The organism is Candidatus Diapherotrites archaeon (assembly GCA_016205145.1).
In the GTDB taxonomy this organism is placed as follows: Archaea; Iainarchaeota; Iainarchaeia; order Iainarchaeales; family JACQJH01; genus JACQJH01.
Genome location: JACQJH010000001.1, coordinates 118,273 through 143,262, shown reverse-complemented (window position 1 = coordinate 143,262; position 24,990 = coordinate 118,273). Strand labels below are relative to the sequence as shown.

Genomic DNA, 24,990 nt, shown 5'->3' with positions numbered 1-24,990 from the left:
ACATGGCAGGAGAACCACCGAAACGCGAACCGCTTTGGAAAAGGATTTTCCCTTGGGCAACGCCCGAGGCAAGGCAGAGGCGAAAGGAAGCCAGAGAAGGCAAAGACAGACTTCGCGCCCAGCAAGCGGGCCTGAATAGAATAAGCGCCTTGCGCCCTGAAATCGACAGTGCCTTGAGACAGCGGGGGTTGAGCGGCGTTCAAATGCGCGGCGCGGTCGAAGCGGTTTTGAAGAAAATGGAGCAAGGCGCACCGCAACGAATGGCAATCGAAGACGTGGTCGCCGAACGCAAAACAAATACATAACTGTTTTTTTGTAAAAGCTTTTATATCCCGCCAGCCAATAATTTACAGCTTAATTGAAGCGAGTAAATTTGGAGGCGTTTGAATGTCAAGGAATTCCGGCAGGCCCGGTTCGGGTTCAAGGCACAAAGGGGTTACAAAATGGCGGGATGCAAATAAAAGAATTGCGGCTGGCGCGCTTGACAGGGGCATCCGCTTTCAAGAAAGAAGGAAAGCCAAGGGAATTTTGTTGCGGAACGGCGTTCCAACCGCAAGTCTTGAGGAAGCGCTTGAAGGGCTTGAAAATGGGGACAGCATGAGCGCCGTTGTGGCACGTTTCACTACACGGGGCAGAAGGCAAACGCAAAGGTGAAAAAATGCCAAAAGGACGCAATCGAAGCGGTTCTGCCGCAGAGCGAAAACATGACAGGGGCGAAAGACAGGCACGCCAACCAAAAAAACCGGAAGGGCCGGAAGCCGAAGAGGCGCTGCGTGTCAGAGGCGGCGGCAAATACGCGGAAAGCCAGGGGCAACGCAGACCACAAGCTGCGGGGGGCGTTCCGTTGCACGTTGCGCAACAGCTTCTTGCAAGAGGCGTGCCTGAAGAGTATCATCTGACTGTTTTTGAAACCGCGGAGCGCGAAAGCCTTACGCCGGCGCAGGCCTGGGAAATGGTCAGCGCAGAAATGGAACTTTCGGCCAGCCCTGTCTGGCGGGGGCTTTCTCCGGCGGACAAGCGGGAAGTTTTGAGGCGCACGCTTGAAGGCAGGCAAACCGGGGAAGAAATTCTTGCCGAAGTTCACGGTAGGGATAGGGAAGCGCAACGCAGGCAAAGCCAGGCCGCCGAACGCCCGGAACCCAAAGGCACGCAAGGCGCAGTGGTGGAAGTTCTGAGAGGCGAAGGCTTTTCTGAAAGGCAAATCGGGCTGGCGCTCGCAATGGCACAGCAGGGCAAATCAGATGAAGAAATATTTTTGCATTTCAGGCAGGTTCGCGCGGAAAGCAGGCTTAGAGCCGACGGGCACTCCGCAAGAATCGTTGAAGAGGCGGGCAGGCGGCTTGCCGAACAGGGATTGCGCCCAACCAATGAAAACATAAGGAAAATATTGGAGCAGATGCAAACGGAAGAAATGCGGACAGCCGCCGGCGAGGAACGGTCTTATCTTGCCCGTGAAGGCTGGTATGCGATACTTGACATTGCTGAACGTGCCGAAGGGATAAGGCAAAAGCACGCCAACAGGCTGACGGAAAGGGGCGTGCCGGAAGAATCGTTGGAAAGGGGCGTTGACAGGATAATGGGCGGAGAAGACGAAACCGCGGTTGCAAGGGATTTGGCAAAGCGCGGGAGAAGATAGCCGCAAACGCCGTTTTGTCATAAAAAACCTTTTTTTAGGAAAAAAATCCAAAATTTTCTGCAAAAGGCATAAGAAGCAAAACCGCTGCAATTTTTTAATGGACAGCAAAACTGTAATCATTATCCTGCTGGCCGTGGCCATAATCCTTGGAATACTGCTTTGGCCGGGAACATATTGCCATGGCGCACCGACAGGCCTTTTCGGCGCGGAAGAAATGCACTGCCATTCGTTCCTGGAAGCGATGACGCACAGCCACTTAGCCAAACCGTAATAGGACTTCAAACGCCGATTGAATGTGAACCGCGCGGCCAAAAAACGAAGGAGACAGGTTACGCGGTTTTGCTGGAAAAACAGGCAAACTAAACACTAATTTATACATAACCTCCTTCGCTTCGTCTTGACTCAAACAGTTGCCACAAACCCCCGATTCCGGCAATCTGGGCGCGTTTTCACCCCCAAACTTCCCCCAAACACACGTAATTCGGCACAACCTCTATTAGACCGCAAAATCCCTTCGGAAAATTCCGTTAATTTGCAAAAATGATTCCCAAACCGGCTGGCTGGAGCGCGAGGTGGCTCAAAGGCGCGGAGCAGGGTTTTTGCCGGGTGGCTTGGAGGGAAAAAAGCCAGAAAGGTTATGTATAAGATGTGCTGTGGGTGGCTCGAAAATAGCAGGAAAACACAGGCCACTGCCGGCCGTGCTGGCCATGCGCTTTGCCTGACAAGCCCGCCCCTGCACCTCAAGCCATAGTTCCCGCAAAACTGCCACAACTGCAATAGGAACGCGGATTTGCCTCAAAATCAGCCAAATGAACGGCAGGACGTGCCGGCACTTCCCCGATAATCCGGTCCTTGAGCGGCAGGAATAGCACCAACTCTTCGCGCAGCCCAACCAAATGACCCCATTTCTCCTGGCTGTCTTAGGCGCATTGCTGCCACGCGGCCAGACACATTCATCGCTGCGCCGGCCGCCCACATGTTCTTCAAAATGTGCCCTTTGGCAGTATTGGTCGCACCAAGCCATCCGTGAGAAGGCATGGAAAGATAAGACAAAAAAACAGACATTAGACGCATGTTTATGTAGATTGAAAATACATAATCGTTTTGGTTTATTGCCTTGCCAGGCCGTGCTGTTCCCGAAGCGATTTGATATGTCCTAGCAGCCCGGTTTGCTTTCTCCGCAAAATTTTAAGTCCGGCTTCAATCTGCGAAACTCTCGGCTCAAGGTCCGCGAGAAACGCTTCAGCCCTTTGCCGTTCGCTTTCCGCTGCTTCAAGCGTCGTGTTATTGAAACGGCCGGAACCATCCGCAATTATTTCCGCCACGGTCGGCTTGCGCGGACCGTTTCTTGATTTTGCTCTGGTCACCTGCGCTTCCCGGACAAGCGTCAAAGTTCGCTCGGCTTCCGAGATTTGCCTTTGAGTGTCTGCGAGTTCTTGAACAATCGGCGCGCTTTCGCGCCTGAAAGCATGCTTTGACCTTTCTCGTTCGACGAGTCTGCGGACCGTTTCATGGGCTCGCTCGTGCAGGTTTCCAAAAAAGCCTTTGCGCGGTTCGGGCATTTTTAACCAGAATAAGTTAAGGCGCGGCGGTTTTTAATCTTTATCAAAAAAATGCAATGCACACGGGCTATTCAACCGAAACATACCCAGACTCCATTGCCAGCTTCATTTCACGCACACCACTCACCGAAGAAACCAGAGGATTTTCATGGCGGTCGTCCGGCAAACGTATCAAAAACATTCTTCCGGACGGCTTATGCCAGACATAGACCCCGACTTTCAACAGCGGCACGTACGCCGCATTGCTTCTCATTGCAATTGCGAGCCGGCAGACCGGCCTCGGAAACAGGATAAAATTTGGAACGTGCCGTTTCAGGTCGTCCGGCAAAAGCCTTCCAACCCGGTCAAGTTCTTCCGAAAGATTGCCCCGGCCGGCATAAAACTCCGCAAGCTTTCCCGCATTGGCAAAGTCCAGCCTAATCCGCCTTTGCTTCCGGCGCGCACCATGTTCCGCCGGTTCCCTCAAACAGCACACCGCCACACATTCATTGAAAAGCTATTCCTCGACTATCAGGCTTTCCTCTGCAATGTCCTGCTTGAGGATTTGCGCGAACGATTCGCCGTGTTCGAGCACGCGGATGCGGATCGGCATTTCGCCGAAGCGCACGTCGTGCTTTGGCCATATCTGGTAGAAAAGGGTTTTTGACTCGTTCGGGCCGATTGCGTCAAGCCGTTCCATTACATTAGTCTTGAAGCCGCCGCGCTGGAAGCTCAGGCCCAAACCCAAAGCAATGTCCACGCTGAGTTTTTTTGCTTTGCCGTCGTTGGCAAGAGTTAGTTCCAGTTCGACCGGTTCCCTTCTAGAAACTTTCAACCGCAAGGGATGAAACCTTGCCATAATTGAAACAACCATAGCCATCACTTCCGCTTCAAAAAAACCAAGCGAAAAAATTATGCCCTGGATTTTACTATTGTTGTTTCCTGCTTAAAAGACTTTTTCATGTGAAAAGACTGGCTGGCGTTATGTAGCTGACTGGTGTGGATCCATGGCGGTTGGACTGGATGCGCGCGGTTGCCTCACAAAACATCACTCGCGGTTTTGGCGTGCCTGGTTTTTTCTCGCGGATTTCACCCGGCACCATTAATTTAATTAATCAGGAATTCTTAAAGCTTTCTGGGCGGATCCAGCAAAAACTGTTTTTTTCTTGGATCAAAAATATTGAACCAATTATCCTTGACCCGGACATAAATTCCGTCGCCGTCAAACAGGACAAGAAAATGGCTGTCCTGCAAAGCCTTTATGACGGAAATCCGCGGGGACACTTTTCCGTTGGCGGAACCGATTCTTCCAAGCGCCTCTCTTGCCACTCCGACCATTTGGCCCACGGTCAGCGTATCCCTGATGTCCTGCAATCTTTTGACTGCCCTGTCCTGCTCTTGCCTTTGCCGTTCCCGTTCTGCCGGGCTCATTGATTGTTCCAGTTCAAATCTGGCAACGGCGCGCTGCCTTGCCGCTGCCTTGAGGCGTGCCATGACATCTTCCGGCCCCACTTTATCCGGGTGCGCTGCCACAAGCCGGGCCACAAATTCGGCGTTTTTCCGTTGCCTTGCAAGTTCCCTGCGTTCTGCCGGAGTCATGAGCGTTGCCAATTCCGGCCCGCTCGAAGCCGGCTCGCTGACGGGCATTGCATTCACAAGCCTTAGCCTGCGGGCAGGCTTCACTCTCACGCCCGGCTCCGTTAAGGAATTCCGGGCAACCATATTCAGTTTATGGGGCGATCTTGCACTTACCATCTTAAATTCCTCAAAAATCCAGAAGCAAGAATGTTATCCAAAAGAATGTTATCGCAAAGTGGAATATATGCCTTTCGAAGTCAAACGGGGAAAAGAATAAATAGCACCGTCAACTAATAACTTTAAGTTTGGGAAATATAGTGTTTCCTTTTCGAACAGACTTGGTGCTAATTTGGCGGATAATTTTGAGTTTCCGGAAAGCGCGCTTGTCCGCAATTCCTTCACTTTCCGAAAAATGGATTTGCCGCCGGAAGTGCTTCTGACAAAGCGTTCCCTTCTGCGCTGGTTCTGCCTTTCATTCGGCCTGATTTCGGAAAAGGAGTCGCGCTCGACCGTGCTTGAAGTTGTCGATGTTTTGTTCGATTTCCTGCTTGCAAAAAAAGCAAGCCCTTCGACCGGCGACATCCAGCTCGAAATAAAGCTGAGGTACAACAAGGAAATATCCGAAAAGCTTTTGCGCTACCACGTCAACAGGCTCATTGACGCCGGCATTGTCGTCCGCAAGAAAGCGAAATACCACATCAACAATTCGCCTTACGGCGAACAGCAGAACCTGAAGGAATCGTTTTCGCACTGGGTCAAAAAGCCCGTCAACGAGACAATGGACGACATCGAAAACGTGATCGCGAAATTGGCGGAAAGCTACGGGCAAAACAGGTAAACCAAATTTTTGCAGACAAGCATAAGAAAAATTATTTGTCCGCGTCGGTTGGTTTTCGGGTTTTCCGCGCACTTAAGTCCGCAACCCAGCTTCTCATCCTTGCCGCATCGCCTTGGTCGCCGTGCATCAGCGCCCTATGCGGCCCAGGAACATCTGCAGGGTCGTAAGGCGATTCCCAAGGCTGGCCGCTTCTGGTTTGCGCAAGCCTGCCCGGACCGATTTTTCTCGGCTCACGTGGCTTTCCTGTTGGTGCCATGAAAGACTTTACCGCGTCCACATATTTAATTGTTTTGGCGTCAAAAAAATTTATGAGCTTCACGATTGTGGTTTCAAAGGCCGACGTTGCCGGAATGAATTTCCGCAGGCTGTTTCTGGAGAAGGCGGCGTTCAAGGCGACCGGCAAGACTTTTGACGGCAACGAAGTGCTTGCGTTCAGGGATTTTGAACTGCTGACCTTGAACGAATTCCAGATTTTTGCGGAGCATTTGCGCGGATGGAAAAACCAAACGGACTGCTTTGTCTTTGCTTCAAGGCATGCCTCGGAGTCGAAAAAGCCCACGCTATCCGTGCACGCCATAGGCAACTGGGGCAAGGACAATTCGCATGGGGGAAAGGCAAGGGAAATTGTGCCGGCCTCCGGCTCGCTGATGAAAAACTACCTGCGCGGCTTGCAGGCGCAAAAGGAAAAGGGGGGTTTGGCTTATGACGTGTGCCTGGAGGCAACGCACCACGGCCCGTTCCTGGAAAAGCCGTGCGTGTTCATCGAACTGGGCTCAAGCGAAGGGCAATGGAATGACCTGCGCGCGGCGGAAGCGGTCGTTGAAACCGTGCTGAACGAAAGTTTTTCGGGGGAGGGTCAGGAATCCCCTAGAACTGGGGATGGGAGCCCCTCCGCGGTTCGGAGCGGAACGTTTGTCGGCCTTGGCGGCGGGCATTACTGCCCGGAATTCTCAAAGCTGCTGCTTGAAACGCCTTTCTGCGTTTCGCATGTCTGCCCGAAATACAATCTGCAAAATTTCGATGGGAAAATGCTGGAGAAAAGCGTTGCCGCCGTGGAATGCGCTGGCGAAAGGTTTGCCGGGTTTTTGTTCGACGAAAAGGGAATGGGCACGGAAAAAGCGCGTGTACTCAAACTTGTTCAAGAAAGCGGTTTCACGGCGAAAGGCGTGCGCGAAATTCTTGCCTAAAACAAGACATGAAAAACATTATTCTTTCAGCACGATTATGTTTCCGCGGCCCTGCTTGATTTTTTTTACTTTTCCGGCGGCCTCAAGCTCGGAAACGATGAGCGAAATTTTGGCTTCGCCCACGCTTGAAATTTTTTCGCGGAGTTCCTTTTGTGTCAGCCTGTTTCCGCTTCTCCGCAAAACATCCAGCACTTCCAGGGCGTATTTGTCAAAGTTTTCGGAACCGCCTTTTTCCTTTTCCTGAAGCGGCACAGCATTTGTTTCCGCCGATTTTGCGGGTTTTTTCCCGCGCCTGAAAAACGCCATCAGCCCCGCGGCAAGAACGCCAAGGAACGCGACAACTATTGCCGCAAGGAAAAAACCGTTGTCCTGGCCTTGGCCTTGTTCCGTGGCAGAATTGCCGGAATCTCCCTTTTCGTTTACCGTGGGCGTGCCCTGCGCAGGAGAGTTTGCATCGGTTTCCGAAAACGTGTCGTTGGTTATGCCCGAATCGAGTTCGGGCAGCAGCAAATCGGACTCATGGTTGCCTATGGGGGGAAACATTATGAGGTCCAAACGAAAGTTCCCGTCGGCATTTATTGAAACATTTTCATCGGCAAAAAGAACAAGCTCATTGTTCCGCACGAGTTCGGCCCGGACAATGAAATCTCCGGCGGGCAGGTCAAAAGAGTATGTTCCGTCCGATGAAACGATCCTTTGTTCCGGCACGGAGTCGACAGTGATAACCGCATCGGTTACATGGTCTAGGGCGTCCCATGAAAAGATTTCGCCGTGCACGGTTGCGGCAAATGCGATTTGCGCGAACGCCAAAAAAACTGCAATCGCAAAAAAAGCCTTTTTCACAAAACAATTAAGCCGATGAACGCATTTAAATATTTGCCAAAAAACCGCAAAATTTCCGATTAAAGCTTGAAACGCCCGCATAAAGCTTTGTGCACGCAAAAAAAGGCGCATAAAGCTTTGTTGTTTCACGTGCGAAAAGAATGCTTTTAAAGAATCTCGGCGGCAATTGTTCAAGGCTTCCGGCCATGCCGGAAAAAATTCGGAAAAGAAAAATCGTAAAACCATGGAGGCTTGGTTATGAAAAGCAAGACAATTCTTCTTTCATTGTTTGCGTTGTTCCTGCTTGTCGGCTTGTCGGGCTTTGCGTTTGCACAGCTTGGCGCGGGCGCAGGAACTGGTTTGAATACAAGGCTTAAAGTGGGTGTCGGCGGACAGGCAAAAGCGGAAGCCGGCGCAAATGCAAACGCGGACGTTTCTGGAAAAATCGGCGGAATCCTGTCCCCGCAGCAGAGGGAACAGATAAGGGAAAAACTGAACGCCAATGCCGAGGCAAGGGCGCAGGCCCTTGAAAGAATCAAGGAGCGGGCGCAGGAACTGCAGAAGAACATTTCAAATGCGAGGCAGAATTACCTTGACGCGCGCCAAAAATTTTTGGATGCGAAGCAGAGGCTGCAGAACCAGAAACAAGGCTTGCTTGAAGCGCGCGACGAGTACAAAAACGCGTCTTCAGACAAAAAAGCTGAACTGCTCGTAAAACTCAAAGGCAGGGCGGCCGTTTCCATTGAAAACCAGATCGACGCAATCCTCGACAAGCTCAATGCATTGAAGGAAAGCGGGAACGCTCCGGACAATGTCGACGCCACAATCCAGTCATTGCAGGACCTCAAGGTTTCACTGCAGGACGAAAACGTGTCAAAGGACGACATCGTGGCCGCGGCAAAACGGGTTCGTGAAATCTGGCAAAATGCGCGCGACAAGGCGCAGCTGAAAGCCGCAAGATTCTTCGACAACAAGCTGAACTCGCTTGAAACGAGGGCAAACCAGGCTTACGACAACATGTCGAAGAGAATCGACGACCTTGAGGCGAAAGGCGGCGACGTCGCAAAGCTTCGCGCCGCGCTTGAAGAGTTCAAGGCGCACATAGAACTCGTGACACAGATTCACGCGGACCTGAAAACCAGGTGGCAGGAGGCCGAAACCGCGCAGGACAAGCAGGCGGTCCTTGTCGAAGCGCACAGGCTGTCCGTGAAGGCAAACAGGATGTACGTCGAAGCCTTCAAGGCCCTGAAGCAGATCGTCATAGAGTACAGGCAGCTGGCGAACGGCGAAAAGGCTTCGGCAACAATCGAAGTGCAGTCGGCCTCGACAACTTCCGCGCAAATCGACGAGGAACTTGAAATAGAGGACATGCAGGCGAATGCCGATGTGAACGCCGACACGAACGCGGAGGTGACGGAATGAAAGCGAAAGCCAAAATAGCGACAGCCATTCTGGCACTCTTCGTTTTGGTCGCGTTTTCGGGCTGCGCACAGCAGAAACAGCCCGACAAATCCAGTGCGCAGGACGCCGGAACAAAGGATGGCACCGCAACCCTGACCGAACAGCAGGTCGACCAGATGATTCAGGATGCGTCCGACCTTGAAACCGGCGCAAACGCAATGGACCCGAATGTCGGAGATTCCGGAGTCGACGACAGCACATTCCAGTGAACGCGCAGGCGTTCACTTTTCTTTTTTTATTTTTTATTTAATTCAAGTATTATGTAGAATCAGCGTTTTGTTTTGCAGTCGTTTTTGAAAACGATTTTCTGCTTTTTCAGTTCCTTCACGTTTTTCGCACCGCACACAAACATCGCGGTTTTGAGTTCGAGGATGCGCTGTCCCAGATACTTTTTCACGCCCGCGCTTCCCGCGGCCTGCTGGACCTTGAAGACGGGCAATGCAATACTGCAAAGGTCCGCGCCCAAAGCGATTGCCTTTGCAATGTCCAAACCCGAGCGAATGCCGCCCGAAGCAATGATTTTGCCTTTGAAAAACTTTTTAACGTTAAGAATGCTGTCAACCGTTGGTATGCCTTCGTCCCAGAACGCTTCGCCCAGCTCGCGGTTCGCCCCTTCGCGCAGGGCTTCAACGCCGACCCAGCTTGTTCCGCCTGCGCCTTGAACATCAATCGCCTTGATGCCCGTCTTGCCCAGAGATTTCGCCACACTTGCGCTTATTCCATGGCCTACTTCCTTGACATAAACCGGTTTTTTCAGGCCCTTTGCCACGCGCTTTATTTCCTTCAGCCTGCCCCGAAAATCCGTGTCGCCTTCGGGCTGGACCGCCTCCTGCAAGGCATTAACGTGAATTGCAAGCGCGTCGGCACCTATTCGGTCAAGGCCTTCGGCAATCCGTTCAACCGAATAAAGATGGAGGTTTGCAATGCCGATGTTTCCGGCCAAAAAAATTCCGGGCGCAACATCCCTCAACTGGTAGGTGCGTGCAAGCTCCGGCTTTTCAAGCATGGCTCTCTGGCTGCCCACACCCATTCCCAGGCAGAGTTCCTGAACAGCCATTGCAATGTCGCGGTTGATTTGCCTTGCCGCTTCCACCCCGCCGGTCATGCCCGAAACCATGAGCGGCGCGGAAAACTTTTTTCCAAAAAAAGATGTTGACAGGTCAATGTCTGCCCTGCTGATTTCAGGCAATGCCTTGTATTCAAGTTCGATGCCCTTGAACGCAACGTTTTCCAGGCCCGTTGTCTTTTCCCTGAACTGCACGTTCCTATCGCGGCAAATGCGCAGATGCTCTGTCTTGCGGTCCTCGATTGCCATCATTCCACCAAACCCGGCCACACAAAGAAAGGCTGAACGAAATTAAATGCTTTTCTCAATCACCGCAAGGCAGGCCGGCAGTTCAGCAATGTTTGAAATTATCAAATGCGCGCCGTTCTCCTCAAGCGTTTTTCTGATTGAATCGTTTTTCGCGACTCCTATTGCGACCATGCCGGCCTTGTTTGCCGCAATCATGTCCGGCTCGGAATCGCCCACATAAACGCAGTTTTCATGTTTCACGCCGAGCTTTTTTGCCGCAAGCAATAAGGCATCCGGTTCCGGCTTCGGCTTTTCCATCTGGTCCGAAGTAATAATGAATGAAAAACATTCCTTTGCCTTTGCGCTTATCGCGGCATCAAACTTAGCCTTGAAAACATTTGAAACAAGCGCCAGCGGAAATTTTTTCGCCAACCCAATAAGCGTTTCCTCGGCTTTCGGGAACAGGACGCTTTTCTCTCGGATGCTTTCGGCATATATTTCCGAGTTTTCTTTCAGCAGTTGTGCCGCATCTTTTATGTCGGAACCGGTCTCAACAATCAAATGCATTTTCCGGATTGTGGGCGTGGGCAAAATGTCCACAAAATCTTGGCGGGACGCCATGGAACCGTGCCGTTTCGCGAGTTCGACAAAATTGTCGAGACTGATTTCCAAATCATCTGCAATGACGCCGTTGAAGTCAAAAATGACTGCTTCAAGCTTTTGCATCGGCATTTCATTCAACGCCCTTTTCCGCAACCCGCACATCCACTGGAACGAAGCCGTTTTCCTTCCACGCGCGCTTGACTTTTTCCGCGGTTTTGCCATCAAAACAAACGGCTATCGCACAGTCGCCGCCGCCCGCGCCGGAAAACTTTCCCGCGGCGCCGCATTCAACGGCAAGGTCGGCCAGCCTTGCCAGCTCGGGCGTTTCAAGGTTGTTTTTGCTCTTGTCGGAAAGCACTTTGAGCAAAGCGCGGTTTTCATCCAGCATCGCCATCGCCATTTTTTTGTCGTTTGCCTTGAGCGCCCCGATCAGCTGCTCCGTTGTTCTCTTGATTGCGTTGATTACATTCCAGTAATCCTTTTCATTTTCCTTTTTGAATTCCCTTATTTTGAGCACAAGCTCTTTCGTGGAAGCGCTCTTGCCGGTCCAGCCCACGCACAGCCTGAAATCCGGCGGCAGGACAATCGGCTCTGCATAATAGCCCTTCCACTCCGAATCGACTATTTCAGGCAAAGGCTTTCTGCTTTCAACTTCTTTCAGCAGCCATTCCGCGTCAAATCTCCTGTAAACCGTGGCATTCCCGAACACCGAGGCGCAGATGTCAAAGCCCGAACCGATTTTCCCCTGTCCCAAAAAATGCGCCAAAGCCGCAAGCTTGTAAACCGAATCTTTTCCGCTGCGCGAGGAAACGTCAACTCCATGCAGTTTGAGGACCGCGGCAACGATTGCAACCACGGCCGCCGCCGAGCTTCCGAAACCGATTTTTTTCTTTTCGCCGTTCGGCAGGGAAACACTGCTTATTGCGGAAGAAGTTTCAACGGAAAACGGTTTCACGGCAATGCCCCTGCCGTGCAAAAATTTCAGGGCGGTTTCGATGGCGGCTTTCGGGAGAAGGATGGCCTCTCGCTGTGTTTCGTCCAAAACGCCTGTCCAAGAAATCGTGTTTTCTGCAATCGTGCCTTTCACGCGATTCAGGCCGACGTCGGGCGCGTGCAACTCGAATGCCTTGCTTTCCCTTGCGGTTGCGCTGACGCGCGAGTCAACCGCAAGCACAATGCACGGAACGCCGTTTTCGAGAACGCTCCACTCGCCGGAAAGCATCAGCTTGCCCGGAGCAGAAACAGTCACTTCAATCATGCTGTTTGTCTCCCTTGCCGCCCGTTTTTTGCAAAAAGAATTCCCAGACCTGCAAAAAATTCGGGCTGCACTTGTCGCGTTCCTCTGCGACCATGCGCCCGACTTCCGAAACCGGAAAGAATCTGCCTTCCTCCATTTCATTGTCCGCAAACATTACTTTGCCGTCAAAAACCGCCTTGTAAATTAGCGAGAACTGCCTGTCCTTCGGGTTTTTCATCAAAAACTCGCCGACGAATTCAAGCGGGATTTTTTCGGTTATGCCGAGCTCTTCCTTAAGGCCGCGCCGCATGGCAGCTTCGTCGCTTTCGCCCGGCTTCTTGTGCTCGCCGAAAGTGCTCCACTTGCCCGGATTTATGTCCTTGTCTTTTGCCCTCAGACCGAGAAACATTTCGCCTTTCGAATTGAACAGCAGAACGTGCACGGCTTCGTGGAACAATCCCTTCGAATGAACGTCCTTGCGGTCCGCCAAACCCAACGGCTTTTTGTTTTCGTCGAAAATCTGCAGCATTTCGCCCATGAAAAAAACCCGACAAAAATAAATCCGGCAGCCAAAACATCCTGAAACGCAATTCAGAACAGGTGCTCCGTGACAAGCTTTGCCTTTCCGCCCGCACGGCAGGCGTGCGTTTCCTTAACGCCCTCGATTGCTTTCAGCCGTGATTCGATTTTTTTCGCATTCTCCTGCAGGCACATCACTTTCACCTGAGGGCCGGCGTCAATCGTGAAATAGCATTCCAATCCTTCATCGCGCCAGCCCTGCACCGCGTGGATTATGCGCATTGTCGAAGGCTGCCAATAGATTATGCCGGGCCGGGTTGCAATCATGGTTGCATGCATTTTCAGGCAGTTGTGCTCCGCGGTTCTGCCGACCAAGGAAAAGTCTTTTGCAAGAATGCCTTTTTTCACGTCCGCGATATCCTTGTCAACGGAATCAAGCCAGCCCCTGTAAAGCGGGCAGTTCGCAACGGTCTGCGCCATGCCCGCGCGGCTCTTCACTTTCTTTTCCGCGCTTGAAACAATCGTTGTAATCATCGTGAATTCCGGCCAATGATTTTCATCCGCAACCTGCTTTGCATAGCTGTCGCTTCCGTCCTTTTTTTCGCCTTTCAGCCATTCGACGAAGCCGCCGAAAATGCTGCGCGACGCGCTTCCCGAACCGCGCCTTGCAAGCATTGACAATTCTTTTGCATCCAAATCCAGGCCTGCCGCGTTGCCTGCCGCCAATGCGAGCGCCGCATACCCTGAAGCGCTGCTTGCCAGTCCCGCCGCGGTCGGAAAATTGTTTTCGGAAACGACTTTTGCATGCGCCCTTGTTTTGGCTTTCTGCCGCACTATGTCAAGGAACGCCTTTACTTCAGCATACTCTTCTTCCGCTCCGGAAAACTTTTTCCCGCCCAAAACGAATTCGTCTTTCGCAAGCTTTTCAGAAAACTCGACGGTTGTTTTCGTGAACAGCTTGTCGAGCGCCATTGAAACCGAGCCGTTCATCGGCAGAATGAGTTCCTTGTCCCTTTTGCCCCAGTATTTCACCAATGCGATGTTCGAGTTTGCGGTTGCGGTTGCCTTCAAAGCGTCTCACCAAAATATTTCATGCAAATCATGCGAAATCCTTTCTTCCATTCATCCGCCAATCGAAGTCTTTGTCGTTGGAAATCCCTTTTGGTCCAACGCCTTTGCAACCGTTTCCTGCAAAGCTTTTCCGGGAGTGAGGCAGACAAGCATTCCGCCCCTGCCCGTGCCCGTCAGCTTTGCCCCGAACGCGCCCGCCTTCAAGGCGGTTGCCTGCATTTCGTCCAGTTCCCTGCAGGAAACGGTTATTTTTTGCAGGAGTTCGTGGTTTTTGTTCATCAGCGTTCCCACGGTCTTCCAGTCCTCAATTTTTATCGCATCCACCGCTTTGCCGTAAAGCGCCAGGTATTCATCCACTATGCCCTGGAACCATTCCGGCTTTTTTTCCTTCAAAGCCTTCACGTCTCCGACAACGATTTTTGTTTCCTGGGTTATGCCGGAGTTCGCCAGAACGATTTCAGCCGGCTTTTTGACTTTCAGCAAATCAATCCTGTTCGGCCCGCCCGCAAGGTTCTTTTCAAACGTTATGAAGCAGCCGAAAACCGAGCAGGTGTTGTCGATTCCGGATGGGGCGCCGCTTCCGGCTTCCTCCGCCAAAAAAGCAACATTGTTTATCTGCGTGTCGCTTAAGCCGAGCCTGAGTTCCTGATTGAATGCGCGGGCAATGCTTGTCGCGAGCGCAGCGCTCGCCCCGACACCCGAAGCGCAGACAAGGCTGCCGGAAAGCGTTATCCTGAAAGGCGCGGTCTGCCTGTCGAACTTGAAATATTCCAGCAGGGCGTCAACCTGCCTGTTGATTTCGTCTTTTTTGGTTTCCTTGTAGCCGGGCGTTTCAGGGCGGTTGTCAACAAATTCGAAGCCAGGGCTTTTCTCGATTTGTGCGGTCGTGTAATCGCCCAAAGCGGAGGCAATTCCCGGAAGGCCGTAAACTATGAAGTGTTCGCCGAAAAGGATTGTTTTTCCGAAGCCCTTTCCTTCCGCCAAGAGAAACACCAAAAGCCTTTTTGCCGAAAACTCCCTTTAAAGGTTTGTTTTCGCCCCGAGCTCCTTTTTCGATTTCCAGAAAAAATAGCCTATTACCCCGAAGGTTATCGCAGGGGACAGCCATTGCGGGAACTCGGCGCCGAAGCTTTCAAGAATCATTATCACGCCCAAAAACATGATTGAATACATTGCGCCGTTTTTCAAATACCTGTATTTTTTCACTGTCTCAATGTTGTGCACGGTGAATTCCCTGACAACAAGCGCGCCCAGGCCGTTGCCCAAGATTATGAGGGGCACTGACATCGTGAATGCGAACGCGCCCACGACGCCGTCAATGGAAAACGTCGCGTCAATCACTTCAAGGTAAAGGATTTTGCTCCAGTCGCCCATGGCATTGCCGTGCAGCAGTTCCTTTTCCTTCTGCTCCGCGTTCTGCTTGAAGCCGTGCGTTATGAAAAAAGCGGTCGAGCCGACAACCGCGCCGAAAGCCATGAAAGGGTTTTTGTTGATTGCAAACCAGGTTATTAACGTGAGCAGGATTGAGACGACCGCGAAAAACCAGAGGCCGTAATGCTGGATGCGCCTTTCCCCGAACAATCCGAAATTCTTCTGTTCCAGAAAAAGCCAGTGGAAGAACAGGAATACCAAAAAAACGCCGCCCGCAATCAACAGCACGGGCCTTGAAGCCGCGACAGCCTGCATCACTACCGGGTCGGAGCTGAAGGTTGCAGTGAGCGCGCCCAACAGGCCGAGCCTGGGATTTGAAACGAAAACTATCAGCCAGGGCAGGATGCCCCTCACAATGAAAACCGCGATAAGCAGGCCCCACAACAGGAACCATCTTTTCGCCCAATCAGACATTTTTGAGAGGACGTCGGCATTAATCACTGCGTTGTCGAGGCTTGTGATGATTTCAAACAGGGCCAGGCCCAAAGCAGTCAAAACCAGCGGAAAAAAATCGAATGGCATGCAAAAGACAGTCAAAAAAATGCGCAAAAGCCGTTAAAATTGTTCTCATGGCCTTTCAGTCAGCGGGGCTATTGCCGTTAGCCGACCAGTGCACGTTTCCGGTTGCGACATCCTTGTAGCATAGGTCCCTGCTTTGCGCATCCGAAACCTTTTGGCACAGGCCCGGATTCCTGTCGATTGTCGCGCTTTCCCAATAGCATTGCGCCTTTATTTCATTGGAAGAAATCTTTTCGCATAGTTCGGGCTTTGTCGGCCCTGGACCAATGCAGCCCGAAACCAAAACCATTGCCGGAAGCAAAACTGCCATTGCCAAAAAGAATTTTTTCGCCATGCAAACAAATGGCAATAAGCGGATTATCTTGTTTTTGGTTCAAAATGGACAAGCGCTTTTTTGCAATTGAACCAACAAAAGGAAATGCATGCTGTGCAGGTCGGTCGGGGTTCGCTTAAATCAGCCCGTTACCCTGAACTTATAACCGTATGCAATCGCGCCTTCCGCGTCATTGTCCTGGAGTTTGCGGAAAACCTTTTCGACGCGCGCACCCGTCCTGACTTTGCCGTCGTCGTTGTCGACAAGCTGCGACAAAATCATTGCGCCGTTGTCCAGCTCGATCAATGCAAGGAAGTAAGGCGTTTCCATGTCAAAGCCCTGCGGCCCGACAAAAACCTTTGTCCACGAAACTATTTTGCCGGTGAAAGGCATCTGCTCCGCAACAAGCTTTCCCTTTGTCCTGCAATTCGGGCAGATCAGGCGTGTCGGAAAAAACGATTTTCCGCACGACTTGCACTTGCTGCCCATAAGGTTGTAGCGTTCGGAAAAATTGCGCCAAATCAATGGAAGCGATCCGTCAACCATTCAATCCACCTTCAACCTCAAACTCTCCGATACACATGCACTACAGCCGTTGCCCCGCTTCCGCCGACGTTGTGCGAGAGGCCGAGCTTTGCACCCTTGACCTGGCGCTTGCCGGCCTTTTCATTCAACTGCCAGTACGCTTCAATCGCCTGTGCAATTCCTGTCGCGCCAACGGGGTGGCCTTTTCCTTTCAAGCCGCCGGACGTGTTGATCGGCCTGCTGCCCCCAATCGCGGTTTCTCCAGCCAAAGTTGCCTTTCCGCCCTCGCCTTTTTTGAAAAAACCTATGTCCTCGATTGCAAGAATTTCGGCAATCGTGAAACAGTCGTGCACTTCGGCAAAGTCGACCTGTTCAGGCTTGGCTTTCGCCATTTCAAACGCCTGCCTCGCCGCAATCTTGGTCGCGTTCAGCTCGGTCAGGCTTTTCCTTCCGGTCAGGGCAAGGCTGTCCGATGCCTGCGCTGAAGCGATTATTTCAACCGGCTGCTTTGCGATTTTTTTCGCCTTCGAGGTTTCGCATAAAAGCAATGCCGCAGCGCCATCAGTTATCGGCGAGCAATCCAAGAGCTTCAATGGCGAGGAAACAGGCGCGGAATTCAGGACATCCTCAATCGTTATCGCGCGCTGGAACTGCGCATAAGGATTGTGCACTGCGTTCGCGTGGTTTTTCACTGCGGCGGAGGCAAGCATTTCCTCCGTCGTGCCGAACTTTTCCATGTGCGCCCTCGCAAGCAAGGCGTACAGCGCGGGAAAGGTCGCGCCATGAAACAATTCCGTTTCCTGGTCGCCCGCTCCGCCCAACGCGTCAGCCGCGGCTTCAGTTGAAACCTCAGTCATCTTCTCAACGCCGCCGACAGCGACAACATCGTACATGCCGGACGCAACAGCAGTGAAAGCGTTCCTCAACGCAACTCCGCCGGAAGCGCACGCCGCTTCCATGCGCGTGGAAGGCAATGGATTGAGGCCGAGCTGGTCGGCAATCAGAGCGCCGATGTGCTCCTGGCCGATGAACTTTCCGGAAGCCATTGTTCCGCCGAAAACCGCCTGGATCTCCCTGCCTTCAAGCCCGGAATCCTGAATTGCCTTGACCCCGGCCTCGGCTACAAGCTCGCGGAAGCTCTTGTCCCACTGCTCGCCGAACTTGGAAAGGCCTACCCCGATAATTGAAACGCTTCTCATAAAAACCACAAATGCAAATCCGCATGCCTCAAAGGCTTTTTATTTTTCTCCTGTGCTTTGCATATTCGGCATAGGAAATGTATTCCTTGTCCTTCACCATTTCAAGGACCGGCACTTTTGCCCTCTTGTCCCTGATGTTTTTTGTAATCGTCAACGCGAACGCATCCGAGCCCGCGCCGGAGCCATAGCTTACAACCAAAACCCTGTCATCGGGCTTTGCCGCATCCAGAACCGAGCACAATCCAATCATGGAACTGCCCGAGTAAGTGTTTCCGATGAGCGGGGTTATGAGGCCCTGCTCGATCTGCTGCCTTTCAAAGCCAAGGATTTTTGCGGCCTGAACAGGAAACTTTCCGTTCGGCTGGTGGAAAACCGCAAAATCGTAGTCCTTAGCCTTTGATTTGGTCTTTGAAAAAAGCAGTTCAGCCGCGCCAAGAATGTGCTTGAAATAAGCCGGCTCCCCTGTAAAGCGGCCGGCATGTCTTGGAAATTCCGCATGCTGCCTTCTCCAAAAATCCGGGGTGTCGGTCGTAAAAGAGCAGGTCGCATCGATTTCCGCGATGATTTCATTCTTTTTCCCGCCGACAATGACCGCGGCCGCGCCGCTGCCGGCAGTGAATTCAAGCGCGTCGTTCGGCCTGCCCTGTGCAGTGTCAGCGCCGACAGCCAGGCCATATTCGACCATTCCGGACTTGACCATGGAATAGCAGATCTGCACTCCGGCTGTTCCGGCCTTGCACGCAAACTCCAAGTCGGCCGTAAACACTTCGGGAACCGCGCCAACCGCTTCCGCGACAATCGTGCCGGTCGGCTTGACAGCATAAGGATGCGATTCCGAACCGACAAAAACCGCGTTGATTTTCTGCGGATTGATTTTTGCGACATCAACGGCTTTTCTGGCAGCCCCGACTGATAAGGTTGCGGAATCCTCGTCAAAGCTTGCAACGGCTTTTTCCTTCAGGCCAAGGCCCGCGGCAATGCGCGCGCCGTCCTTTTTCCAGACGGAAGCGATTTCGTCAACAGTAATGCGCAGCCTCGGAATTTCAATGCCGTAACCGACAATGCCAACCATCAAACCACAAATCCGGCAAAACTTTTTCCAGTAAAAAACCTATCCGATGCAAGCTTTAAATAACTTCGTCCAATCACAAGCATAATTTCGTCGATTGCCTTAACGCTTCTTTTTTGCCTTAACGCTTTTTTTTGCATTTGCCTTTCCACTGCTTTTTGCGCGCGGGTTTTTGGGTTTTTTCGCGGGCAATTTACCGGATGCCCGGGCGCGTTTTGCTTTCAGCCCTTCAAGAATTCTTTTCGCGTTGTCCGCGCCGACACTGCCCTGCCTGTGCATTTCTTCCGCTACAACGTCGATTTCCTTTCCAACTGCGCCGGCAAGCACTGCAATGTTTTTGGCATGCAGCCTCATGTGGCCGCGCTGGATGCCTTCCGTCGCCAATGCGCGCAGAGCCGCAAAGTTTTGCGCAAGGCCCACACACGCAATGATTTCGCTTAACTCGCGCGCGGTTTTCACTCCCAAAAGCTTCACGCATGCCTTTGCAAGCGGATGCGTTTTTGTCGCGCCCCCAACCAGGCCAACTGCCAAAGGCAATTTTATTTCCCCGACCAGGTCGCCGTTTTCGTTTTTGTAATATTTCGAAAGCGAACGGTAACTGCCGGTCTTTGCGGCATAAGCATGCGCTCCCGCTTCAACCGCCCTCCAGTCGTTTCCGGTCGCAATGACAACCGCGTCAACGCCGTTCATGATGCCCTTGTTGTGCGTTGCCGCCCTGAAATTGCAGCCATCGGCAAACTCAAAAGCCTTCACGATTCGGTCGACAACTTCTTCGCCTTTCAACTCGCCTTTAGTGCTTGCTTCCAATGCCTCTTTCGTCCACACGGCTTTCGCCTCCGCCTTGCGGTAAACTGAAAGGTTGGAAAGGATTTTCAGCAAAACCTTTCCGCCGGTGATTTTTTCTATTTCAGGCGCAACAGACTCGCACATGCCATTCACGGCATTCGCGCCCATTGCATCGCGCACGTCAACAAGCAAATGGATTACGAGAATTTTTCCGGACGCGGTTTCAATTATGCCCGGCTTGACATCCTTTGCCCCGCCCCCCAATTTCACGATTGTGCTGTCAACCGAATTCGCCTTCTCAATCAAACCAGCCTTGGCATTCCGAACATCTTCAACCGCCTTTTCAAGCCCGCTTTCAGGAATCCCTAAAACCTGAATCTGGCCGATCATTACGGGTTCAGTCGAAGTTGCGGTAAAGCCGCCTGTTTCTCTGCAAAGCTTTGCTGCATGGCTTGCCGCGGCCACAACGCTCGGCTCTTCGATGGCCATGGGCACGAGAACGTCTTTGCCGTTAATCAAAAAGTTCGTGGCAATGCCCAAAGGCAACTGAAAAGTTCCAATGCAGTTCTCAACCATGCGGTTCGCGGTTTCAAAGTCCAATGCCCCGGCTCCCTCAAACAGCTTCAGATCCTCGGCCGACAAGCCGAAATCCTTCAGCCTGGCAAGCCGCTCCTTCCCCGGAAGCTCATAAAAGCCTGAAATGCTCGATGAATGCATAAAACAACAATAAAAGTTGATGGCTTTTGTTTTAAAAAAGGATTTTGGCGAAAGGCAAAAAGGGAAAAGAATTCAGCCAATCGCCGAAACCATGCAGGCCCAAGGCAAACTAATGGCCGCCTCACCCGTAAATGTCGCTCAGCGAGCCGCCTGAACCGCCATCCGAAGCCTGCGCATCATTTCCGTCTGAAACAGCCGCTCCGTCACCATAAGGCATCGGATTCAAGCCGTCAGAGCCGGAAGCGTTTGAATCCGGTGCATTCGCATCCTGCGCGCCCGAACCATCTGCGGAAACGCCGGGCGCATGGGTTTCAACTGGATTATTTGAATCCACACTGTAAACGCCGTTTATGTCCGCAGAGGCTCCGTCAGACACCTCGCCAGCAATTCCTTCCGAATCATCGGAGACCGCTTCCTTTTCGCCCGCCGCGGAATCTTCTTTCAGCGAACCCTTGTCCACTGCACCCGCTTTTTCGGCTGCGCAACCGAAAACCAGCAGCAAGGCTAAGAAAAAAATGCTTAAAGCCAGAAAACCCGAAAATTTCACAAAAACCACCAGCAAACAAAAAAAACAAACAGCTATTTATGCGTTTTGCAAAAAAAAAGCCGAAAACGCCAAAGAAACAAATAAATACAAGAAAAAGCCTTTAACCGTATAAAATTAACCACGATTTTTTTGGAGGCGAAAAAGTGAAAAAAACAAGGACGATTTTTATCCCGCTAATACTGTTTGCCGCACTGCTCTTTGCGGGCTGCGCGCAGGCAAGTGAAAAAACCGGATTGCTGACGCTCAGCGCCAACGAAAGAGTTAACATTCTTGACGGCGACAGGTACTGGTCGCTTGGAGCAGGAAAAACCGACGGCATAACAGGACAGCCGCTGCAGGACACTTCAACAATCTACCCCGGTTCTTTCGCAATCAGGGACCTCTGGGTGCAAAAAGACAGATTATTCGTTGACAGAACCGGCAAAATCGGAATCGGAACCACAACACCGGAAGTAAAACTCGACATAAAAGAATCCGACCAAACATACCCGCCGCTCAGAATAACCAACACGAAAAACGACGGTTACGCTGGCCTCATCTTTGGCACGGGCAGCGGCATACAAGGGCACATGGGCGTTGCCGGGCCGAACGCGGCGAACGAAACGCTTAGAAACTCGGTCTATTTTGGCAGCACAAATGCCGACATTCCAACCAAAATAGCGACGAAAAATGCCGACGGTTTTACATATATTCGCTTGAACTCATCGCTTAATACTGGGATGCCAAATCACGTGCAGAGGGGGATTTACATGGAAGACCGGAAACAACCCCTGACAGACGGAAACATTTTGTACTCAAGTATCTCAGTGAGTGCCGATAGAATAGAACTGCGACAGCAGGGCAACGAACAGTTTGTTGCGCCGTCCGGCAGTGCCGGCTCAAATGATTATGCCGGCATTACCATGGAAAATAATGGGGCAAGCGGTTACGTTGGCCGCAAAAGCAATATTTTTCTCGACGCGAAGCAAATTGAGCTGGGCGGAGACGTATTGCTTAGCTACAGAGGGCATAGGCCAACCACCGGCTTCCAGGTCGGGGCAAGAAACAAAATCGTGTGTATTACCCCGGACAATAAGCTCGGCGTCTGCTCGACCGCGCCGAACGCTGACGGCACGTGCGGCTGCCAGTGAAATAAAACACTTCAACGCCGGCGTTTGCCGGCGCCTTTTTCTTTTTTATTTTACGATTCCCGGTCAGCCCGGCGCATTTGGGTCCGGCTGAAAATTCCTTGGGCAACTACGCCAAAAAAAGAAGACGCACAATAACTGTTGCCGCAAAAACAGGCGCAACACCCGAACAAAGCCCGGCCAGACCGGAACGATGCCAACAAGCCGTGCCCTTTTCTGTTCAGGACGGTTTTTCATCCGATGGGAACCGATGTCGGGCTTTCGTCAGCATTGTTTCTTGTCAATTCAACATACGCTGTTTCCCCGACCAAATCATATGATTCGTCCAAGAGGTATGCGTGTATCCTGAACACGTCCGGATAAGTGTATTGCCCGCCCCAATAAAGCGAGCCGCTTCCGTCTTCCGCGGCATAAACATGGCCCAACGGGAACGGCGAGCCCTCCTTTAACCGCTCTATGGTCATTTCAATCGAACCAAGCGGCGAACTGTTGCCGGTATTCCACATGTCAAGCGCCACAAAATACTGGCCGCCCTGCGGAACAAAATCCCATGTAAACTTCAGGGGGTTCTGGCTGTCTTCGGCGTCCCATCTTGCAACAAAATTCGAAACAACGCCTGCTGCATCCGGCGCCTCCTGCTGTTGGGGCGCGCCAATTGAAAATTCCTTGTAGCCGAACTTTTCCACAATGCTGTATTCACTGTCCAAAAGATAGGCATCGACCTTGAATTCGTGCGGGTATGACAGCTGCCCGCCATAATAAATTTCCCCGCCGTCCAGGTCATAACTGAAAACGTGGCCCAACGGGAACGCCGGGCCGTCCTTTAAGTTCTCTATGGTCGTTTCAATTGAACCAAGCGGCGAACTGTTGCCGGTGGCCCACATTTCAATTGCGACATAGTACTGGCCGTCACTTTGGGCGTGATTCCACGACAGCTGAATCGGGTTTTGTTTCGAATCATCCCAGAAAGCGTCAAAGCCGTAAGCTATCTTTTCCCCTTCGTCTGGACCGCCGTCTAAGCCCGGGCCGCTGTCTGAACCCAAAAAGTCCCCGAAAAATCCAATGCCGAGCAGTATTGGAGCCGCGCACTTTCCCATGAGCATAAAAGCCGGCTGGAACTCTGATACCTGCTGTGCAATGCTGTCCTTAAGCTTTCCCTTTTCAACAACCGCTGTTTTTTCCTCAAGGTCGACCGAAATCGTCAAAATATAAGCCGACAAAACCGGTTTTAGGCCGGAGTATTTGCAGGAACTGTCAACTTTTGCAGTGTAGTTGACCTGGTATTTTTTGTCCTTTTCGACTTCCAAAACGTTCCGCAGCAATTGCACATTGCATTCTTTTGCATTTTCAACCAATTCGGCGGCTTCGGTCTCCTGTGTCGGAAGAGAAACGTTAAAGCCCATGTTTCTTATCAGCGGGTTGGCCGGGCCGGCAACCCCGGCATAATCCGATACGCTGCACTCGCCTGTCTTTTTCAGCGATTCCATCAGGGTCTTGGCGAGTTTTCCTTCAACAGTCGAAGCTGAAAGCTCAATGGCGGCTTTTTCAGAGTCAGTTTGAAGGCAGCCCGAAACAACAACACCAAAAAACAGCAAAACGAAAAACATGCTTTTTTTCAACGAATCAACTCCAACCGCGGCCGGCATTTGCAGACAACGAAATTAGCATGAAACAAAGTACTATATAAATATGGCAGTTAACCTAGCGGCGGGCAGTGCCGACATTTTCGGTTGGTGAAACAATTGGTTCCGCAAAGGAAATTATGGCAGACCGCATTCAATTTTTTCCACGATTTTTCTGGCAATCAGGCTTTTCTTTCCTGAAACGCTTTCCGAAAAGTTTTTGCCGACGATCAAAACCGAATTTTCATCCGTTCCCATTCCACCATGTGCCACGTCGTTCGCAACCACAAAGCCCTGCTTCAGTTCCTTCAGCTTTTCCTTTGCGATTTTTTCAAGCTCTTCCGTCCCCTTGTTCGTTTCCGCCTTGAACGCGACAACGAACAAATCGGGAAATTTCTTCACGACTTCCGCGAGGATTTTAGGGGCGGGCCTGAACTTCAATTCAACGCCTTTTTCCGAAGCAAGCTTGTCCTTCGCCTTTTCCACTACAAAATCGCCGATTGCCGCCGCCGAGACGAAAACATCCGCGCCTTCAAGCTCCGAAAGGATTGCCTTGCGGAATTCCTCGATGGTTTGCGCCTGCACGCATTTGATGCCGGAAACAAAACAATCCCGATTATGTATAAGTGTGGTTTGTGCGCCCTGCCTGAAAGCCTCTTTTGCGATTTCCTCGCCGGTTTTTCCCGATGCCTTGTTTGTCAGCACGCGCACGGGATCGATTTCCTCGCGCGTTGCGCCGGCGCAAACGACAACCTTTTTGCCTGCAAGCCTTTTGCCGGAAAGCGCCCGTTCCACAAACAGCACAATCGTTTCCTTGTCCGCGATTTTTTCCGCGCCTTCAAGGCTTTTCGCCGGCACGAATTCCGCGCCCAGCACGCCAAGCTTTTCGACGTTCACCCTGACGGCAGTGTTCTGCCACATTTCCAAATGCATTGCCGGGCAGACCAGGACTGGCTTTTTCACCCCAACAACAGTCATTGCAATGGTTGTCAGGGCATCATCAGCTATGCCATTCGCGATTTTTCCAATCACGTTTGCGCTTGCAGGGCACAACAAAAGCAAATCGGCTTTTCCATGCGCTCCGAACAGGTCGACGTGCTCGACCATTCCGCTGAGATGCGTTATGACAGGCTTCCCCGTGGCAAACTCCAGCGCCCCCGGCGCAATGATGTCTTCCGCGCCCTTTGACATCACTGCCTGCACTTCCGCGCCGTGCCTGATCAGTTCCCTTGCAATTTCAACAGTCTTCACTGCGGCAATGCTTGATGAAACTCCCAACACTATGAGCTTTCCGTAAAGGCTTTTTGACGCGGAAGCCCGGATTGCTTCGCTTGGATGCATAAAAACG

30 protein-coding genes are annotated in these 24,990 nt (G+C 51.9%); 9 read left to right on the top strand and 21 right to left on the bottom strand.

What is annotated here, in order from left to right; translation table 11 throughout:
- Nucleotides 1–2: 2 nt before the first annotated feature.
- The 4 genes from HY394_00725 (at nucleotide 3) to HY394_00710 (ending at nucleotide 1,907) form a co-directional block, all read left to right on the top strand.
- Nucleotides 3–305, top strand: coding sequence for a hypothetical protein (locus HY394_00725; GenBank protein ID MBI4052544.1), 303 nt, complete (start codon nucleotides 3–5; stop codon nucleotides 303–305).
- 82 nt (nucleotides 306–387) lie between these two features.
- Nucleotides 388–654: a hypothetical protein gene (locus tag HY394_00720; GenBank protein ID MBI4052543.1), complete on the top strand. Its 267-nt coding sequence runs from the start codon at nucleotides 388–390 to the stop codon at nucleotides 652–654.
- A 4-nt stretch (nucleotides 655–658) separates the two neighbouring features.
- Nucleotides 659–1,636 (top strand): hypothetical protein, encoded by a 978-nt coding sequence (locus HY394_00715; GenBank protein MBI4052542.1) that lies wholly within the window; start codon nucleotides 659–661, stop codon nucleotides 1,634–1,636.
- A gap of 97 nt (nucleotides 1,637–1,733) precedes the next feature.
- Nucleotides 1,734–1,907 carry a hypothetical protein gene (locus HY394_00710; protein ID MBI4052541.1) on the top strand — a complete coding sequence of 58 codons (174 nt, stop codon included), beginning with the start codon at nucleotides 1,734–1,736 and terminating at the stop codon, nucleotides 1,905–1,907.
- Between the two features lie 838 nt (nucleotides 1,908–2,745).
- On the opposite strand, the gene HY394_00705 is transcribed toward HY394_00710, so the two are convergent.
- The 4 genes from HY394_00705 to HY394_00690 form a co-directional block, all read right to left on the bottom strand.
- Nucleotides 2,746–3,198: a hypothetical protein gene (locus HY394_00705; protein MBI4052540.1), complete on the bottom strand. Its 453-nt coding sequence runs from the start codon at nucleotides 3,196–3,198 to the stop codon at nucleotides 2,746–2,748.
- Nucleotides 3,199–3,265: 67 nt separating this feature from the next.
- Nucleotides 3,266–3,664 (bottom strand): hypothetical protein, encoded by a 399-nt coding sequence (locus HY394_00700; GenBank protein MBI4052539.1) that lies wholly within the window; start codon nucleotides 3,662–3,664, stop codon nucleotides 3,266–3,268.
- A 30-nt stretch (nucleotides 3,665–3,694) separates the two neighbouring features.
- The gene (locus HY394_00695) at nucleotides 3,695–4,051 is read right to left on the bottom strand and encodes a hypothetical protein (protein MBI4052538.1); all 357 of its coding nucleotides are present in this window, start codon (nucleotides 4,049–4,051) and stop codon (nucleotides 3,695–3,697) included.
- A 251-nt stretch (nucleotides 4,052–4,302) separates the two neighbouring features.
- A complete protein-coding gene (locus tag HY394_00690; GenBank protein MBI4052537.1) occupies nucleotides 4,303–4,860 on the bottom strand; it encodes a hypothetical protein in 558 nt (185 codons plus the stop codon).
- A gap of 244 nt (nucleotides 4,861–5,104) precedes the next feature.
- Between HY394_00690 and HY394_00685 the strand changes: the two genes are divergently transcribed.
- Complete coding sequence (locus HY394_00685) at nucleotides 5,105–5,593, top strand: hypothetical protein (protein MBI4052536.1); 489 nt, start codon at nucleotides 5,105–5,107, stop codon at nucleotides 5,591–5,593.
- Between the two features lie 31 nt (nucleotides 5,594–5,624).
- Here the strand turns inward: HY394_00685 and HY394_00680 are convergent, their stop codons facing one another.
- Nucleotides 5,625–5,849 carry a hypothetical protein gene (locus HY394_00680; protein ID MBI4052535.1) on the bottom strand — a complete coding sequence of 75 codons (225 nt, stop codon included), beginning with the start codon at nucleotides 5,847–5,849 and terminating at the stop codon, nucleotides 5,625–5,627.
- 34 nt (nucleotides 5,850–5,883) lie between these two features.
- Between HY394_00680 and HY394_00675 the strand changes: the two genes are divergently transcribed.
- Nucleotides 5,884–6,780 (top strand): hypothetical protein, encoded by an 897-nt coding sequence (locus tag HY394_00675; GenBank protein MBI4052534.1) that lies wholly within the window; start codon nucleotides 5,884–5,886, stop codon nucleotides 6,778–6,780.
- Between the two features lie 18 nt (nucleotides 6,781–6,798).
- Here the strand turns inward: HY394_00675 and HY394_00670 are convergent, their stop codons facing one another.
- Entirely contained in the window at nucleotides 6,799–7,590 is a 792-nt protein-coding gene (locus HY394_00670) for a hypothetical protein (protein MBI4052533.1), read from the bottom strand.
- Between the two features lie 270 nt (nucleotides 7,591–7,860).
- On the opposite strand from HY394_00670, the gene HY394_00665 reads away from it, so the two are divergent.
- Nucleotides 7,861–9,024 (top strand): hypothetical protein, encoded by a 1,164-nt coding sequence (locus tag HY394_00665; protein ID MBI4052532.1) that lies wholly within the window; start codon nucleotides 7,861–7,863, stop codon nucleotides 9,022–9,024.
- The gene (locus tag HY394_00660) at nucleotides 9,021–9,272 is read left to right on the top strand and encodes a hypothetical protein (protein MBI4052531.1); all 252 of its coding nucleotides are present in this window, start codon (nucleotides 9,021–9,023) and stop codon (nucleotides 9,270–9,272) included. Before HY394_00665 ends, HY394_00660 begins: the two co-directional genes overlap by 4 nt.
- Before the next feature lie 59 nt (nucleotides 9,273–9,331).
- Here the strand turns inward: HY394_00660 and HY394_00655 are convergent, their stop codons facing one another.
- From HY394_00655 to HY394_00595, 13 genes are all read right to left on the bottom strand, one after another.
- Nucleotides 9,332–10,399, bottom strand: coding sequence for a type 2 isopentenyl-diphosphate Delta-isomerase (locus HY394_00655; protein ID MBI4052530.1), 1,068 nt, complete (start codon nucleotides 10,397–10,399; stop codon nucleotides 9,332–9,334).
- Nucleotides 10,400–10,420: 21 nt separating this feature from the next.
- The gene (locus HY394_00650; GenBank protein MBI4052529.1) at nucleotides 10,421–11,089 is read right to left on the bottom strand and encodes an HAD family hydrolase; all 669 of its coding nucleotides are present in this window, start codon (nucleotides 11,087–11,089) and stop codon (nucleotides 10,421–10,423) included.
- Nucleotide 11,090: 1 nt separating this feature from the next.
- Nucleotides 11,091–12,218: a phosphomevalonate kinase gene (locus HY394_00645; protein MBI4052528.1), complete on the bottom strand. Its 1,128-nt coding sequence runs from the start codon at nucleotides 12,216–12,218 to the stop codon at nucleotides 11,091–11,093.
- Nucleotides 12,211–12,735 carry an NUDIX domain-containing protein gene (locus HY394_00640; GenBank protein ID MBI4052527.1) on the bottom strand — a complete coding sequence of 175 codons (525 nt, stop codon included), beginning with the start codon at nucleotides 12,733–12,735 and terminating at the stop codon, nucleotides 12,211–12,213. Before HY394_00640 ends, HY394_00645 begins: the two co-directional genes overlap by 8 nt.
- A 53-nt stretch (nucleotides 12,736–12,788) precedes the next feature.
- Complete coding sequence (mvaD, locus tag HY394_00635; GenBank protein ID MBI4052526.1) at nucleotides 12,789–13,787, bottom strand: diphosphomevalonate decarboxylase; 999 nt, start codon at nucleotides 13,785–13,787, stop codon at nucleotides 12,789–12,791.
- A gap of 51 nt (nucleotides 13,788–13,838) precedes the next feature.
- Complete coding sequence (gene mvk, locus HY394_00630) at nucleotides 13,839–14,783, bottom strand: mevalonate kinase (GenBank protein ID MBI4052525.1); 945 nt, start codon at nucleotides 14,781–14,783, stop codon at nucleotides 13,839–13,841.
- A gap of 24 nt (nucleotides 14,784–14,807) precedes the next feature.
- Complete coding sequence (locus tag HY394_00625; protein MBI4052524.1) at nucleotides 14,808–15,740, bottom strand: DUF475 domain-containing protein; 933 nt, start codon at nucleotides 15,738–15,740, stop codon at nucleotides 14,808–14,810.
- A gap of 55 nt (nucleotides 15,741–15,795) precedes the next feature.
- Nucleotides 15,796–16,071, bottom strand: a complete 276-nt coding sequence (locus tag HY394_00620; GenBank protein MBI4052523.1) for a hypothetical protein — start codon at nucleotides 16,069–16,071, stop codon at nucleotides 15,796–15,798.
- A 120-nt stretch (nucleotides 16,072–16,191) separates the two neighbouring features.
- Entirely contained in the window at nucleotides 16,192–16,596 is a 405-nt protein-coding gene (locus HY394_00615) for a Zn-ribbon domain-containing OB-fold protein (protein ID MBI4052522.1), read from the bottom strand.
- A gap of 17 nt (nucleotides 16,597–16,613) precedes the next feature.
- Nucleotides 16,614–17,774, bottom strand: coding sequence for a thiolase domain-containing protein (locus HY394_00610; protein MBI4052521.1), 1,161 nt, complete (start codon nucleotides 17,772–17,774; stop codon nucleotides 16,614–16,616).
- A 28-nt stretch (nucleotides 17,775–17,802) separates the two neighbouring features.
- Nucleotides 17,803–18,846 (bottom strand): hydroxymethylglutaryl-CoA synthase, encoded by a 1,044-nt coding sequence (locus tag HY394_00605; GenBank protein ID MBI4052520.1) that lies wholly within the window; start codon nucleotides 18,844–18,846, stop codon nucleotides 17,803–17,805.
- Between the two features lie 99 nt (nucleotides 18,847–18,945).
- Entirely contained in the window at nucleotides 18,946–20,346 is a 1,401-nt protein-coding gene (locus HY394_00600) for a hydroxymethylglutaryl-CoA reductase, degradative (protein MBI4052519.1), read from the bottom strand.
- Nucleotides 20,347–20,467: 121 nt separating this feature from the next.
- Complete coding sequence (locus tag HY394_00595) at nucleotides 20,468–20,902, bottom strand: hypothetical protein (GenBank protein ID MBI4052518.1); 435 nt, start codon at nucleotides 20,900–20,902, stop codon at nucleotides 20,468–20,470.
- A gap of 134 nt (nucleotides 20,903–21,036) precedes the next feature.
- Between HY394_00595 and HY394_00590 the strand changes: the two genes are divergently transcribed.
- Entirely contained in the window at nucleotides 21,037–22,023 is a 987-nt protein-coding gene (locus HY394_00590) for a hypothetical protein (GenBank protein MBI4052517.1), read from the top strand.
- Between the two features lie 230 nt (nucleotides 22,024–22,253).
- Here HY394_00590 and HY394_00585 read toward each other — a convergent pair whose 3' ends face one another.
- Nucleotides 22,254–23,666 carry a hypothetical protein gene (locus HY394_00585; protein ID MBI4052516.1) on the bottom strand — a complete coding sequence of 471 codons (1,413 nt, stop codon included), beginning with the start codon at nucleotides 23,664–23,666 and terminating at the stop codon, nucleotides 22,254–22,256.
- Between the two features lie 114 nt (nucleotides 23,667–23,780).
- Nucleotides 23,781–24,983 carry a bifunctional phosphopantothenoylcysteine decarboxylase/phosphopantothenate--cysteine ligase CoaBC gene (coaBC, locus tag HY394_00580; protein ID MBI4052515.1) on the bottom strand — a complete coding sequence of 401 codons (1,203 nt, stop codon included), beginning with the start codon at nucleotides 24,981–24,983 and terminating at the stop codon, nucleotides 23,781–23,783.
- Between the last annotated feature and the right edge of the window lie 7 nt (nucleotides 24,984–24,990).

Coding starts and splice junctions, on each gene's coding strand:
- HY394_00585 (MBI4052516.1), bottom strand. CDS start 23,666: ATGCCGGCCGCGGTTGGAGTTGATTCGTTGAAAAAAAGCATGTTTTTC.
- coaBC (MBI4052515.1), bottom strand. CDS start 24,983: ATGCATCCAAGCGAAGCAATCCGGGCTTCCGCGTCAAAAAGCCTTTAC.
- HY394_00645 (MBI4052528.1), bottom strand. CDS start 12,218: ATGATTGAAGTGACTGTTTCTGCTCCGGGCAAGCTGATGCTTTCCGGC.
- HY394_00620 (MBI4052523.1), bottom strand. CDS start 16,071: ATGGCGAAAAAATTCTTTTTGGCAATGGCAGTTTTGCTTCCGGCAATG.
- HY394_00610 (MBI4052521.1), bottom strand. CDS start 17,774: ATGAGAAGCGTTTCAATTATCGGGGTAGGCCTTTCCAAGTTCGGCGAG.
- HY394_00665 (MBI4052532.1), top strand. CDS start 7,861: ATGAAAAGCAAGACAATTCTTCTTTCATTGTTTGCGTTGTTCCTGCTT.
- HY394_00695 (MBI4052538.1), bottom strand. CDS start 4,051: ATGGTTGTTTCAATTATGGCAAGGTTTCATCCCTTGCGGTTGAAAGTT.
- HY394_00650 (MBI4052529.1), bottom strand. CDS start 11,089: ATGCCGATGCAAAAGCTTGAAGCAGTCATTTTTGACTTCAACGGCGTC.
- HY394_00710 (MBI4052541.1), top strand. CDS start 1,734: ATGGACAGCAAAACTGTAATCATTATCCTGCTGGCCGTGGCCATAATC.
- HY394_00640 (MBI4052527.1), bottom strand. CDS start 12,735: ATGGGCGAAATGCTGCAGATTTTCGACGAAAACAAAAAGCCGTTGGGT.
- HY394_00615 (MBI4052522.1), bottom strand. CDS start 16,596: ATGGTTGACGGATCGCTTCCATTGATTTGGCGCAATTTTTCCGAACGC.
- HY394_00680 (MBI4052535.1), bottom strand. CDS start 5,849: ATGGCACCAACAGGAAAGCCACGTGAGCCGAGAAAAATCGGTCCGGGC.
- HY394_00600 (MBI4052519.1), bottom strand. CDS start 20,346: ATGCATTCATCGAGCATTTCAGGCTTTTATGAGCTTCCGGGGAAGGAG.
- HY394_00625 (MBI4052524.1), bottom strand. CDS start 15,740: ATGCCATTCGATTTTTTTCCGCTGGTTTTGACTGCTTTGGGCCTGGCC.
- HY394_00720 (MBI4052543.1), top strand. CDS start 388: ATGTCAAGGAATTCCGGCAGGCCCGGTTCGGGTTCAAGGCACAAAGGG.
- HY394_00660 (MBI4052531.1), top strand. CDS start 9,021: ATGAAAGCGAAAGCCAAAATAGCGACAGCCATTCTGGCACTCTTCGTT.
- HY394_00705 (MBI4052540.1), bottom strand. CDS start 3,198: ATGCCCGAACCGCGCAAAGGCTTTTTTGGAAACCTGCACGAGCGAGCC.
- HY394_00725 (MBI4052544.1), top strand. CDS start 3: ATGGCAGGAGAACCACCGAAACGCGAACCGCTTTGGAAAAGGATTTTC.
- HY394_00715 (MBI4052542.1), top strand. CDS start 659: ATGCCAAAAGGACGCAATCGAAGCGGTTCTGCCGCAGAGCGAAAACAT.
- HY394_00605 (MBI4052520.1), bottom strand. CDS start 18,846: ATGGTTGGCATTGTCGGTTACGGCATTGAAATTCCGAGGCTGCGCATT.